This window comes from Flavobacterium sandaracinum (assembly GCF_004349135.1).
In the GTDB taxonomy this organism is placed as follows: domain Bacteria; phylum Bacteroidota; class Bacteroidia; order Flavobacteriales; family Flavobacteriaceae; genus Flavobacterium; species Flavobacterium sandaracinum.
Genome location: NZ_SMFN01000002.1, coordinates 37,398 through 50,647, shown reverse-complemented (window position 1 = coordinate 50,647; position 13,250 = coordinate 37,398). Strand labels below are relative to the sequence as shown.

Below are 13,250 nucleotides of genomic sequence, written 5' to 3'. Positions count from 1 at the left end.
TGCTAAAGTAAGATATATTTTGTGGATTTGAAAATTTGAAGGTCGCGTTCTTTGGAAAAAAGATAAAAATGAATGTTCTTTATTTTGACATAGTACGCCAATTAGCAGGGAAATTATATAAAATTACAGAATTGAATCTTACAATAATCCTATTAAATAATTGACTACAATTGATGTATAAAATTCAACCTTTAGAATCCTACTATTTTATGTAGTGCAATCCTATTTAAAATCTTATATTTGACTTAGTAATTAAAAACACTGTTTATGAAATCTTTTTTAAGCTTACTTTTTGCAACCTCTCTAGTTTTCACTTCTTGTAAAAAGGAGGCAGAAACCCAAAATACCACTCCAACAAACGTAGTTCCGTTTACGGAAGTTGGCAGACAAATGAAAACTGAAACTGCTACAGCAAGCCCACAACAAAATACAACTGCGCAACCAACAACCGAATCCGCTGGTGCTAATCCAGCTCATGGTCAGCCTGGTCATCGTTGTGATATAGCAGTGGGAGCACCCTTAAATTCTCCTGTTGCTGCAACAACACAAACAACCCCACAGCAAACTGCAACCGCTCCTGCCCCAACAGTAACTAGCACTGCAGTTCCAGTAGAAACAACTCCAACACCAGAAGGAATGAATCCGCCACACGGGCAAACCAACCATCGATGTGACATAGCTGTAGGCGCACCATTACCAAAATAAGACTGTAAAAATTTATTTTTAACTAAGAAAAATGAATCTAAAACTAATTTTTGAATTTAATACCGATAGTGATTTAAGTCATTGGAAAGTAGTCAATGATGCGGTGATGGGCGGAAAATCAAAAAGTCAATTCCACCTTAATACTGAAGGAAATGGCACATTTGAAGGCGCTGTTTCTTTAGAAAATAATGGCGGATTTTGTTCCGTTAAATGTGTCTTTGAACCCATTACTTTAGAAAATAGCACGTTCATTTCCATCCGTTTAAAAGGAGATGGCAAAAAATATCAATTTAGAGTAAAATCCAACACTAGTGATTCCCATTCTTATGTTTATCACTTTCAAACTAACGCTGACTGGCAAACAATAGAAATTCCTATCAGCGAATTGTATCCTGCTTTTAGAGGACAAAAATTAAATATGCCCAATTATAATGGATCTAATTTAGAAGAAATAGCTTTCTTGATTGGGAATAAAAAAGAGGAACAATTTCAATTAGTTTTGGATCGGATTGAGGCCAAGTAGCTACTTTTTGACATATTCAAACCATAATAATTGATACAAAAGTTTTAATTTTTCTATCTTTGCGCCTCTGAAATCCAACAAAAATGAACATCAAATTGATTGCTATTGGTAAAACTGATAACAAAGCCTTACAATCTTTAATAGACGATTATACCAAGCGATTGTCGTTTTATATCAAGTTCGATTTGGATATAATCCCTGATATAAAGAACGTAAAAAACTTATCGGAAAGCCAACAAAAAGAGAAAGAAGGCGAATTGATTTTATCGAAAATTACGCCTACCGATCAATTGATTTTATTAGATGAAAACGGTAAAAATTTTTCCAGTGTAGGTTTTTCAGAGGAATTACAAAAGAAAATGAATTCTGGAGTTAAGACCTTGGTTTTCGTTATTGGCGGTCCTTATGGTTTTTCGGATATGGTTTATGCTAAAGCGCAAGGAAAAATATCTTTGTCTTTAATGACTTTTTCACACCAAATGGTACGGTTATTCTTTATTGAACAATTGTATCGCGGCTTTACGATTTTGAGGAATGAACCATATCATCACCAGTAAATATTAAAAGATTGATTGTTGAACTGTTTAATAGATATATTCTTTAGCAAGTTCTTTATTAAAAGTATCTAATTCTCTAGTCAAAATCTTAATTTGTAAATACTCTTCAAAACTCATATCTTTATCAAAAATCAACACTATTTTAGGATTAATAGCAAAATTAAAACTATATAGGTAATTTAAAATTTCACTTCTTTTCATTTTAATATTATTAATTAAAACTAAATCAGATCCCTTTTTGAAATAAAACAGAAAGCCTCCATTCGAAGGCTTAGAAATTTTATAATACACATTTGTAAAAGGAATAAAGGCTAAGTTTTTCCCAATAGTATCAGCGTAGGAATAATAATTTTCGGCCATTTCATTCTTGTGTGCTTTTTCTTCGCGCTTCTTTTCTTGCAACTTCATGATTTCCGGAATTACAAGTCGTAATGGCAAACGTTTGTCAATATTTAGAATCCAATTGGTCGAAATAATACTGTTTTTTCTGTTTACTTCTGCCACAGTATCCTTCCCTTTTGTTCTGAAAAAAATATAGATTGGCGAATGATCTTGTACATCGGCTACAATAGTAACATTCGCTTTTGGCAACAAAACATCTTCTTTATTTCCACAAGAAAAAAGTACAAAAAGAACAATCAGAGTAAAATATTTCATCTTTATAAATTGATTTTATTAAATAATGTTACACATTCCACAGCTTCTTTTACATCGTGAACACGAAGAATTTTAGCGCCTTTGGTTAATGCCAAAGTATTCAAAACCGTAGTTCCATTTAACGCATTTTCGATTGTAGTGTCAAGCGTTTTATAGATCATTGATTTTCTGGAAATCCCAACAAGAAGTGGTAACTCCAGCATGTTAAACAATTCCATTTTTTGAAAAACTTCATAATTTTGAGCCATTGTTTTGGCAAAACCAAAGCCCGGATCGATTAGTAAATCATTAATCCCAAAACTTCTGGCGATCGCCACTTTTTCAGAGAAATAGAACAACATTTCTTTTACAATATCATCGTAATTTGTAAGCGTCTGCATGGTTTGTGGATTCCCTCGCATATGCATCATAATGTAAGGAACATTATATTTTGCAACTATTTCAAACATTTTATCGTCCAAATTTCCAGCAGCAATATCGTTGATAATGGCCGCACCATTTTCAATGGAAGCTCTAGCTACTTCACTTCTAAAAGTGTCAATCGAAATTATAGTTTCTGGAAAATATTTTAAAATCAAATCTACAACAGGAGCAATTCTCGAAATTTCTTCTTGTTCCGAGACAAATTCTGCATTAGGTTTGCTGGAATACGCGCCAATATCTATGAAAGTTGCGCCATCACCCAGCATTTTTTCGACTTGATTAATTATTTCAGTTTCATTTTTATACTTTCCACCATCAAAAAATGAGTTGGGCGTGACATTTAAAATCCCCATTACTTTGGGAGTGGATAAATCAACCAGTAATCCTTTGCAGTTAATAGTCATTCGTTTATAGTTTTAAAGACTTCAAAATTCGACATTCAAAAAAATTATCTTATTTTTGAAAAAATTTCAAGACAAATATACACCAATAATGAAGAATACTTCAAAGGAATATGATACAGTAATTGCGACTTGTCGTGCACTGTTTATCAACAAAATGAAAGATTACGGATGTGCTTGGCGCATTTTAAGATTGCCTTCCTTAACGGATCAAATCTACATTAAAGCTCAAAGAATTAGAAGCTTACAAGAAAACGAAGTCCGCAAAATTGACGAAGATGAAACGGGAGAATTCATCGGAATCATCAATTATTCTATCATGGCATTGATTCAATTAGAATTAGGAGTTGTGGATCAACCCGATTTAAGCGTCGAAAAAGCAACCGAATTATACGATGCCAAAATTAAATTGACCAAAGATTTAATGGAAGACAAAAATCATGATTATGGGGAAGCTTGGCGCGAAATGCGTGTGAGTTCACTAACCGATTTGATTTTACAAAAACTACTTCGTGTCAAACAAATTGAAGACAATAAAGGAAAAACATTAGTTTCTGAAGGAATCGACGCTAATTATCAGGACATGATAAATTATTCGGTTTTCGCCTTGATTCTAATGGGTTTTGAAACTAAATAAAATAAGCAATCAAAAAAAAATGAAAAATATAATTACTCAATTTTCTAGAATCTTCGTTGGAATACTATTCATAATTTCGGGATTAATAAAATTAAATGACCCGATTGGATTCTCTTACAAACTGGCAGAATATTTCAGTGAACCTGTTTTCAATATGCCTTTTTTCGTACCGTTTTCATTAGCAATCGCTTTGTTTTTAGTAATTCTTGAAGTAGTTTTAGGAATTATGTTACTCATAGGTTACAAAACTAAATTTACTGTTTGGAGTTTATTACTCTTGATCGTTATGTTCACTTTCCTCACTTTTTACTCTGCTTATTTTAATGTGGTAAAAGATTGTGGTTGTTTTGGCGATGCTTTGAAACTGACGCCTTGGCAATCGTTTACTAAAGATATTGTTTTACTTTTCTTTATTCTGATATTATTTTTCAATCAAAAAATGGTAAAACCTTTGTTTAGCAACAATGTACAAAACATAGTTATTTACGCCAGTATTGTTTTATCCTCATTAATAGGCGTTTGGGTTTTAAACCATTTGCCATTAATTGATTTCAGACCCTATAAAGTTGGGAATAATATTCAAAAAGGAATGCGTATTCCTGATGGAGCCGAAAAATCTGTGGTAGAAATGGTCTTCATATACAAAGTAGGCGGTGTCGATAAAGAATTTACTGAAAAAGATTTGATGGCAATTCCAGAAGGAGCCGTTTTTGTTGACCGAAAAGATAAAGTCATTACAGAAGGTTACGTTCCTCCTATTCATGATTTCACAATGGAAAAAGATGGTTCTGATTACAAAGAGGAGTTTTTAGAAGCACCTAAATTGATGTTGATAACTGCTTACGATTTAACAAAAGCGGATCACAGCGGAATGGCAAAAATGGAAAAACTAAATCAGGATGCTAAAACAAAAGGGTATCAAGTGATTGCAATGACAGCCTCTTCGCCGGAAGAAATAGCAGCTGCTAAAAAGCAATTTGGTTTAACATTCGACTTCTATTTTTGCGATGCTATAACCGTAAAAACTATCGAAAGAGCCAATCCAAGTATTGTTTTGATTGAAAAAGGAACCATAAAACAAAAAGTGCATCACAACGATATTGCAGATTTAAAATTCTAAATAAATCATAATACAGATAAAGCCGTAAAGTCCGAAACAGGAAACTTTACGGCTTTTTTTTAAAAAAAAGGACTGAAGTTATATAGCAAAACTGATAACACAAAATCATTAGATTATTTTTATACTATAACGATATTGTTTTATCATTTTCGGATAATACTTTCAAAATTCGTTATTCTATATAACGCATTCAAATTGTTTGTTTAACTTTGTTAAAAACAATTCTAAAATGAAAAAAATAATTGCAGTATTAATTGCGTTTGCAACATTCTCTTGTACTCAAAGTACTGAAAAAACGGACTTTTCTACACAAGCTTTATCTGAAACTCTTTTGGCTACTGATGGAAGTCAAGTCGCTTTTAAAGATATCCTAGAAACATACAAAGGAAAGACATTAGTAATTGAAGTTTGGGCTTCCTGGTGCGGCGATTGTGTAAAAGCAATGCCTAAACTAAAAGAATTACAAGCCAACCATCCTGACGTTGCTTACTTGTTTATTTCAATGGATAAAACTGCTGATAAATGGAAAGCAGGAATTGAAAAACATCAATTAAATGGTGGACATTTCATGGCAAACGATCAAATGAAAGGTGTATTTGCAAAAGCTGTGGATGTTGATTGGATACCTAGATATATCATCGTAGATAAAACTGGAAAAATAGTACTGTACCGCGCTATTGAAACAGATTTTGATAAAATCAACGAGACCTTAGAAAGTTTAAAATAATTGTTTGAGATATTATTTCAAGAACCATTTTAAATATAAAAAACCAAAACTAAATATAACACAACGAAAATGAGAAAGAAGATTGTTGCCGGAAACTGGAAAATGCATAAAAATGCAGAGCAAACTGAAGATTTATTAAATGAACTTATAGCGCAAATACCAACAGACACTACTGTTCAAGTCATTGTAGCGCCTACATTTGTGAACTTAGCATCTGCTGTAGATCATTTAGAATTTACTAATATTGAAGTTGCTGCACAAAATGTTCACCAAGCGGAAGGTGGCGCTTTTACAGGTGAAATATCAGCAGATATGTTAAAAAGTGTTGGGGTAGATATCGTGATTTTAGGACACTCAGAACGCAGAGCTATTTTCCATGAAACAGATGCTTTAATTGCCAGCAAAGTAAATACAGCTTTGGAACATGATATGAGAGTTATTTTTTGTTTTGGAGAAGAACTAAAAGACCGCCAATCTAAAAACCATTTTAATGTGGTTGAAAACCAATTGCGAGATGGATTATTTCACATTGAAGCTAAGGATTGGGAAAGTATTGTTTTGGCCTATGAGCCGGTTTGGGCAATAGGAACTGGCGAAACTGCTTCTCCAGAACAAGCACAAGAAATGCATGAATTTATTAGAGAAACAGTACGTAAAGCTTTTGGAAGTGACACTGCTGAAAACGTATCTATTCTTTATGGAGGAAGTGTGAAACCTGATAATGCAAAAGAAATATTCTCAAAACCTGATGTAGACGGTGGACTTATTGGAGGTGCTGCACTAAAAGCTGATGATTTTGTAGCAATTATAAATGCAATATAATTTTCATTTGAAAGCTATAAAAAAAACATGAAATTATTAGATACTCCAAAGTTTGGATAAATCTATAATTAATTTTGATAATAATGAGCTCGATAACGTATCGGGCTCATTTTGTTTAAATCCCTATTTCTATCTGAAAACGCAAATACCAATTGTTCTTTGTACTTCCATCGAAATAATTTAACGTATCAAATGTCAATTCGCTTTGTATTTTAAAAGTGTGTTCCCAAATATATTTGGTCAAACCAATAGTATACTGTTTAGAATTTGGAGCCAAAGTCCTAATATCTTCCCCCACTTTTTGAGTGGAATACCTTCCAATGATTTCATAGTTTGAAGGGAAATTATAACTTAATTGATGATCAAATCCATTTCCAACATAAGCAAAATTAGATTGTGAACTATCGTCCGGATTGATGGTAACAGCATTCCTGGAAGTCGTTCTGGACATGTAACTTGACATAGCGGCCCAGCCATTGTATTTTAACATCGCATCCAGCATTACTGATTTCATGGTGCGGGCTTCAAATAAATCATTCCCTAATTGTCCTTGTGTTCTTTTGGCATGATTGTTTTGCTGAAAAGCTCCGGAAAGCATCAATTTAGGCTTTTTTTCTCTTACAATATCTCCTTCAAAATAGGTACCATCTTTAGCAAAAGCACCAAAAGGCAATAGCTCCACTTTACCTGTTAATGCAACTCCTGCATCGGCATTACCAGTTATATTACGTCCTTCACCAGTAGAAATAGCTGTTTTAAAATTATATGAAAATTGATCATTAAATTCATTCATATTATGAATTTGAAAACCAAAATCCCTATCGATAGTAAATCGGGCATTATTGATGGATCGATCCGTTAATTGAAGACCACCGGAAGAATTCACACGCTGACGGTTTCCGGGTAATTTTGTTTGACCAAAACTGATATTCCAATGTTTATTTGGTCTATAAAAAACTACCGCATCCCGAATAATATTGATGTTTTCACCTTCTCTAATTTCGCCAACATCGCCCGGGGCAAATGACAATTGGATAGCGTACAAAAACTTTGGAGTTCCCACATATCCATCTAATCGCAAGCGCAAACGTCTGATTTGTCCATCATAAACGCCATCTTCGTTTTCATTCTCCGTATAAGTAACTCTGTTTTGCATTCGGAACCGAATGTTCAACTGGTATAAACTGTCTGGAGAAGTAATTCCGATTCCTTTACCAAAACTATAATAAGGAAGTGCAGATAATTTCAAGTCATTATCTTGTTTGTTTTGCTTTATAGTAACTTGAGCATTACTAGCAATACTCAGCAGAAAAAGAAAAAATAAGATGATTTTTTTCATTGTGTGGTTGTGTGATAGTGCTGCAAATGTAAAATAAAATTTGATTTACAAATGCGATTTAAATAGTGATTGTTACCTTTGCAAAAAAACAAACATGTCAAACATTTATATTGGGTATCACTTTACTATTGAGCCTAAAGAACTAGGGTCAGAAATACTAATTGCTGAATTAGGAGAAAAAGCCTTTGAAAGCTTTACAGAAACCGAAACTGGCATTTCAGCTTTTGTACAAAAGGATTTGTGGGATGAAACTATCTTAGAAGACATTCACATTTTACAATCGGAAGAGTTTAAAATCGCTTATACTTTTGAAGAAATCGAACAAGTCAACTGGAATGAAGAATGGGAAAAGAATTTTGAAGCGATCGATGTTGATGGAAATTGTCATGTCCGCGCCCCTTTTCACCCAAAAACGAATGCCGAATTTGATATCGTAATTGAACCAAAAATGAGTTTTGGAACAGGACATCATGAAACAACACACATGATGATTCAGCATTTACTGGAAATCGATGTTACTGGAATGAAAACGCTGGATATGGGATGCGGAACTGCCATTTTAGCAATACTTGCCGAGATGAAAGGTGCGCAACCTATTGACGCTATTGATATTGATAACTGGTGTTATTTGAATTCTATAGAAAATGCGCAACGCAATAATTGCAAGCACATCACAGTTTATGAAGGTGAAGCAGCATTATTAGCAGGTAAAAAATACGATTTGATTATTGCCAATATCAACAGGAATATTTTGTTGAACGACATGCAAAGTTATGTAGACAGTTTGAATCCTAATGGAACATTGCTACTAAGTGGTTTTTATTCCGAGGATATTCCATTTATAGACGCTTCTTGTACGGAAAAAGGGTTAACATATGTTAAAAAACTAGAAAGAAACAATTGGGTGTCTTTAAAATATGTAAATTAGTAGTATTATTTTTTTATTAATTACGAAAGTACAAAAACCTACAAAATGAGTACTAAAGAAAAAGTAAGAGAAAGAGTAAGCATCAAAGAATCAGTTCGTTTAGACAATGAAATTGTAGTTTATAATGACGATGTAAATACTTTTGACCATGTTATAGAAACTTTGATTCGTGTGTGCGACCACACTCCTGAACAAGCAGAACAATGTTCGTTAATTGTACATTATAACGGAAAGTGTACCGTAAAAACCGGTCCTTATGATAAATTAAAACCACAATGCACTCAATTATTACAAGCAGGATTAAATGCGGAGATAATTTAAGTAATGTAAATACTTCCTTCAAGAAATAAATTACTGTGAATAATTCAGAAACATGCTCTTTTATTCTATATTTGAATAATAAAAAGTGTTTTTATGGAAGAATACGGTAAAATTTTAGTTTTTGCAATGCCCATATTTTTGATATTGATTATCATCGAGAAAGTGTATGGGCATTATAAAGGGGAAGATACTGCACCTAATATGGATGCTGTTTCTAGTGTAAGTTCAGGAATGGTTAACTCCCTAAAAGATGTTTTGGGGCTTAGTATTACGCTGATTTCCTACGATTGGATTGTCTCTAAAATAGCTTTGTTCGATCTTCAAGCTACCTTTTTTACCTATTTTATTGGATTCATCGCTATCGATTTTTATGGCTATTGGAGTCATCGCTTGTCACATCAAATTAATTTTTTATGGAACAAACATGCTATTCATCACAGTAGTGAAGAATTCAATTTGGCCTGTGCCCTACGCCAGCCCGTTTCCAGTTTTGTCAATTTGTTTACCTTTTTATTGATCCCAGCCGCACTTTTGGGAGTTCCCTCCAAAGTAATTGCAGTAACCTTACCGATTCATTTGTTTCTTCAATTTTGGTACCACACTAAGCACATTAAGAAAATTGGTTTTCTGGAAAACATACTCGTTTCTCCTTCCCATCATAGAGTGCATCATGCCATAAACCCTGAATATATGGACAAAAACCATTCGCAAATATTTATCATTTGGGATAAGTTATTTGGCACTTTTCAAGCAGAATTAGAAAGTATTCCGCCAGTTTTTGGAATCACACGACCGGCTAGAACTTGGAATCCAATTCGGATTAATTTTCAGCATTTGTGGTTATTAATTACCGATGCTTGGCGCGCCGAAAACTGGAAAGATAAATTTACCATTTGGTTTAAACCAACAGGTTGGCGTCCAGAACATTTTGAAGAAAAATATCCTGTAACTAAAATCACCAATGTCTATAATTTTGAAAAATATGGCGTCCAAAATTCTAAAAAACTGATGTATTGGTCTCTATTTCAAGCAATAATTACATTGTTGTTTATTAGTTACCTTTACAATTCAATCGCTTTAATAGGTTTGCCAAAAGTATTTATCTATGGAGCATTCATCTTCCTGACGGTTTACAGTTACACCGAATTAATGGATACTCGCAAAATTTCTATATTTTGGGAAAGTATTCGTTTTGCATTCGGAATTGGACTGATTTTATATTTTGGTGATTGGTTTGGAATGAATCAACTCTTTCCTTTTGCCAGTTATGTAATTGCTAGCTATCTTGTTTTGTCATTGCTAGTAACCATTTATTTTGTCAGCAGTAATTTTGAAAAAGAAACAATGATTGTAGCTCAATCTTAAAAAAAAACAATGAAAAGCAACATAATATTAAAAAGTTTCATCGGGTTTAGTCTTATTTATCTTTTGATACTTCTTTTTGGAAAAGAAGAAATCGCCTGGTTTTTGAAACCTTTTTTATTGCCGTTTTTAATTCTAGCAGTTTATGTGCACGACAGGTTCATTACCAAAAAAGTCCTTTTAACCGCATTGACTTTGTCATGGATTGGTGATATTATTTTGCTGTTTGCTGACAAAGGAGAATTATATTTTATTGCAGGATTGATTGCTTTTTTACTTTCGCATATTTCTTATATCATACTGTTCAGCAAGCAATTAAAGATATATTTAAAGAAAAGCAAAACCATTTTCTGGGTAGGAGTTACTGCAATTACGCTATATTTAATTGTTATGATGCTTATTTTAATGCCAAGTTTGGGTGATTTAAAAATTCCGGTTTTTGTTTACGCGCTGACCATTTCAATTATGTTATTATTTGCCTTGAAAGGCTTTATGAATTGGCATAAACCTGCCAGCACATACATTTTAATTGGCGCTATCGTTTTTGTAGCTTCAGATAGTATTTTAGCCTTTGATAAATTTTATGCACCACTACAATACAGTTCCTTCTTGATTATGGCAACGTATCTAATTGCACAATATTTGATTGTTATTGGCATTTTAAAATTAAACCAAAAAAAGTAGCATTTTCATTCGAGAATGCTACTTTAATGCAAGCTATTTTTCGCTTAATGAGGCAATTTACTTTTCAATAATCCATATAAATAAGTTCCCAAAAGAGCTCCAAAAAGCACTATCAGAATAGTCCAAAAACCAGCCCCAAGCAAGATGAATATCGGACCTGGACAAGAACCTACTAAAGCCCAACCCAATCCAAAGAACAATCCACCAATCCAGTAGCGAGCAGAACCTTTTTCTTTATCTGGAATTTCAATAGATTCTCCTTTGATGTCTTTAATATTGTTCCTCTTAATGATTTGGATTCCAATAACTCCTGTAAAAATGGCCACACCAATAATTCCGTACATGTGAAAAGACTGAAATTGAAACATTTCATAAATACGATACCAAGAAACTGCTTCTGATTTAGTCAGTACAATTCCGAAAACAAATCCAACCAAAAGATATTTTAGTATATTTTTCATACTTTTTATTTAAAATTTTAAATGACGATTGTTTAGCTAGTTTAGAATTAAAGGCAATAAAAAATGAGCCATAATCAAACCACCGATAAAAAATCCAATAACGGCTTTCAAAGAAGGGATTTGTAAATTACTCAAGCCAGAAATGGCATGTCCTGAAGTACAACCTCCGGCATAACGAGAGCCAAAACCTATCAAAAGACCCCCAATAAGCAGTATAAATATACTTTTAGGAGATTCTAAAATCGAGATTCCAAAAAGCGCATCCGGCACTAATTTTCCGTTTGGAGCTTCAATACCAAGTTGTGCTAATTGCGCAATTGTTTTAGGATTAATGTCCACATTTGAAGCATCACTCATAAAATGAACGGCAACAAAACCGCCTAACATCGCTCCAACAACGACTACTAAATTCCAGCGCTGTGCTTTCCAATCAAAATCAAAAAAAGCGACACGTTTTCCTAAACCAGCCATAGAACAAAGCGAGCGCAAATTAGAAGACATCCCGAAAGACTTCCCAAAATAAATAAGTGCTAACATAATCAAGCCGATTATAAAACCGGAAACATACCAAGACCATGTTTGAAAAATAATATCCATATTGTTTTTTTTGCAAAGATAAGAAGCATTTTACGAGATTTTGCCAGAAATACTACATTCGGTAAAAAAGTGTATATCCAAATTATTGCAGTAACAAGCAGTAAGGTCTAAAGTTCTGTTTATATTTGTATTATTTAAATTCCATGGTATTGTAATTGCTATTTAAATTTTACTATGATGTACTAAAATGAAAAGTATTTAATTGTAAACCTATAAGTCATGTATGCTAAAAAGTTTGTTTGTCAAATTAGAGTTAAAAGTAATATAAGTTAAAAATATTCTTTATCATATTGGATGACTTTGCTTAAATGAACTACTGACTTAATTTTATTCAAATTAAAAAACTTATTTGTCTTATATGTTTAAAAATATGCATGCAACACAATGCTGTTATTTTAGGACTTAAGCGAATTTACCTAATAAATTTATTTTTAAACATGAACAAATCAATCCTTCTTATTGCTTTACTAATTAGTTTGGCTTCTTGCTCCAGTACACAATCTACTTTAAAAAATACGGATGATAATGCCCCAAACCTGACTCTTTCTAAAGACAACACTTTTGTAATTACGGAATACAGTAAAGACAAAAAATATGGTTATGATAAAGATTATCCCATCAATATTTTCTTTAACAACACTAGAAATGAAACGATAAATCAAGGTCGGTTTTTGAATGCTTTAGTGGGACCAAAAGATGAAAAAATTACGTTTACTAAATTAGAAAGCTGCTGTCCTTTTCCAACAAAAAGAAGTGAAATGGGTGCGGGATTTCTTGATGTTTACGAATTAATATGGGAAGGTCAAAAGAAACCAGTTCTACTGTATTTAAACATCTATGAAAAAGGAATTTTGATGGTTCCAGTGGGACTTTCGTTAAAAAAATAATCGCTTTAAAATCCCACAACATCCATGTTTACCAATTCCCTAGCCCTGATGGAAGTGGAAATCCTCCCGTTTTTCAGGGAGATTGAAGCGAACAGCAGG

Annotated in this window: 17 protein-coding genes; 12 read left to right on the top strand and 5 right to left on the bottom strand. The window is 33.0% G+C overall.

Going from position 1 to position 13,250, the window contains the following annotated elements; genetic code table 11:
- The first annotated feature begins 267 nt into the window (after window positions 1-267).
- The 3 genes from E0F91_RS02085 (at window position 268) to rlmH (ending at window position 1,785) form a co-directional block, all read left to right on the top strand.
- The gene (locus E0F91_RS02085; protein WP_132064717.1) at window positions 268-705 is read left to right on the top strand and encodes a hypothetical protein; all 438 of its coding nucleotides are present in this window, start codon (window positions 268-270) and stop codon (window positions 703-705) included.
- A 31-nt stretch (window positions 706-736) separates the two neighbouring features.
- A complete protein-coding gene (locus tag E0F91_RS02080; protein WP_132064716.1) occupies window positions 737-1,228 on the top strand; it encodes a CIA30 family protein in 492 nt (163 codons plus the stop codon).
- A gap of 83 nt (window positions 1,229-1,311) precedes the next feature.
- Window positions 1,312-1,785: a 23S rRNA (pseudouridine(1915)-N(3))-methyltransferase RlmH gene (gene rlmH, locus E0F91_RS02075; protein ID WP_132064715.1), complete on the top strand. Its 474-nt coding sequence runs from the start codon at window positions 1,312-1,314 to the stop codon at window positions 1,783-1,785.
- A gap of 27 nt (window positions 1,786-1,812) precedes the next feature.
- Here rlmH and E0F91_RS02070 read toward each other — a convergent pair whose 3' ends face one another.
- Together E0F91_RS02070 and folP are read right to left on the bottom strand one after the other, a co-directional pair.
- A complete protein-coding gene (locus E0F91_RS02070; protein ID WP_132064714.1) occupies window positions 1,813-2,442 on the bottom strand; it encodes a hypothetical protein in 630 nt (209 codons plus the stop codon).
- A gap of 2 nt (window positions 2,443-2,444) precedes the next feature.
- Window positions 2,445-3,269, bottom strand: a complete 825-nt coding sequence (folP, locus tag E0F91_RS02065) for a dihydropteroate synthase (RefSeq protein WP_132064713.1) — start codon at window positions 3,267-3,269, stop codon at window positions 2,445-2,447.
- Window positions 3,270-3,357: 88 nt separating this feature from the next.
- Here folP and E0F91_RS02060 point away from each other — a divergent pair, with 88 nt between their 5' ends.
- The 4 genes from E0F91_RS02060 to tpiA all read left to right on the top strand — a co-directional run bounded on the left by E0F91_RS02060 (window position 3,358) and on the right by tpiA (window position 6,572).
- A complete protein-coding gene (locus tag E0F91_RS02060; RefSeq protein WP_132064712.1) occupies window positions 3,358-3,903 on the top strand; it encodes a DUF1599 domain-containing protein in 546 nt (181 codons plus the stop codon).
- Window positions 3,904-3,922: 19 nt separating this feature from the next.
- Window positions 3,923-5,023 (top strand): BT_3928 family protein, encoded by a 1,101-nt coding sequence (locus tag E0F91_RS02055; RefSeq protein WP_132064711.1) that lies wholly within the window; start codon window positions 3,923-3,925, stop codon window positions 5,021-5,023.
- A 229-nt stretch (window positions 5,024-5,252) separates the two neighbouring features.
- On the top strand, window positions 5,253-5,750 hold the full coding sequence (locus E0F91_RS02050; protein WP_132064710.1) for a TlpA family protein disulfide reductase: 498 nt from the start codon (window positions 5,253-5,255) through the stop codon (window positions 5,748-5,750).
- A gap of 69 nt (window positions 5,751-5,819) precedes the next feature.
- A complete protein-coding gene (tpiA, locus tag E0F91_RS02045; protein WP_132064709.1) occupies window positions 5,820-6,572 on the top strand; it encodes a triose-phosphate isomerase in 753 nt (250 codons plus the stop codon).
- Between the two features lie 115 nt (window positions 6,573-6,687).
- Here the strand turns inward: tpiA and E0F91_RS02040 are convergent, their stop codons facing one another.
- Window positions 6,688-7,911 (bottom strand): porin, encoded by a 1,224-nt coding sequence (locus E0F91_RS02040; RefSeq protein ID WP_132064708.1) that lies wholly within the window; start codon window positions 7,909-7,911, stop codon window positions 6,688-6,690.
- Between the two features lie 94 nt (window positions 7,912-8,005).
- Between E0F91_RS02040 and prmA the strand changes: the two genes are divergently transcribed.
- From prmA to E0F91_RS02020, 4 genes are all read left to right on the top strand, one after another.
- Window positions 8,006-8,839, top strand: a complete 834-nt coding sequence (prmA, locus tag E0F91_RS02035; protein WP_132064707.1) for a 50S ribosomal protein L11 methyltransferase — start codon at window positions 8,006-8,008, stop codon at window positions 8,837-8,839.
- A gap of 45 nt (window positions 8,840-8,884) precedes the next feature.
- Window positions 8,885-9,160 carry an ATP-dependent Clp protease adaptor ClpS gene (locus tag E0F91_RS02030; RefSeq protein ID WP_132064706.1) on the top strand — a complete coding sequence of 92 codons (276 nt, stop codon included), beginning with the start codon at window positions 8,885-8,887 and terminating at the stop codon, window positions 9,158-9,160.
- 93 nt (window positions 9,161-9,253) lie between these two features.
- A complete protein-coding gene (locus tag E0F91_RS02025) occupies window positions 9,254-10,525 on the top strand; it encodes a sterol desaturase family protein (protein WP_132064705.1) in 1,272 nt (423 codons plus the stop codon).
- Between the two features lie 9 nt (window positions 10,526-10,534).
- Window positions 10,535-11,206 carry a lysoplasmalogenase gene (locus E0F91_RS02020; protein ID WP_132064704.1) on the top strand — a complete coding sequence of 224 codons (672 nt, stop codon included), beginning with the start codon at window positions 10,535-10,537 and terminating at the stop codon, window positions 11,204-11,206.
- A gap of 44 nt (window positions 11,207-11,250) precedes the next feature.
- On the opposite strand, the gene E0F91_RS02015 is transcribed toward E0F91_RS02020, so the two are convergent.
- Together E0F91_RS02015 and E0F91_RS02010 are read right to left on the bottom strand one after the other, a co-directional pair.
- Window positions 11,251-11,667, bottom strand: a complete 417-nt coding sequence (locus E0F91_RS02015; RefSeq protein WP_132064703.1) for a DUF6691 family protein — start codon at window positions 11,665-11,667, stop codon at window positions 11,251-11,253.
- Between the two features lie 36 nt (window positions 11,668-11,703).
- Complete coding sequence (locus E0F91_RS02010; protein WP_132064702.1) at window positions 11,704-12,264, bottom strand: YeeE/YedE family protein; 561 nt, start codon at window positions 12,262-12,264, stop codon at window positions 11,704-11,706.
- A gap of 437 nt (window positions 12,265-12,701) precedes the next feature.
- Between E0F91_RS02010 and E0F91_RS02005 the strand changes: the two genes are divergently transcribed.
- Entirely contained in the window at window positions 12,702-13,151 is a 450-nt protein-coding gene (locus E0F91_RS02005) for a 2-dehydro-3-deoxyphosphooctonate aldolase (protein ID WP_132064701.1), read from the top strand.
- Window positions 13,152-13,250: the final 99 nt, after the last annotated feature.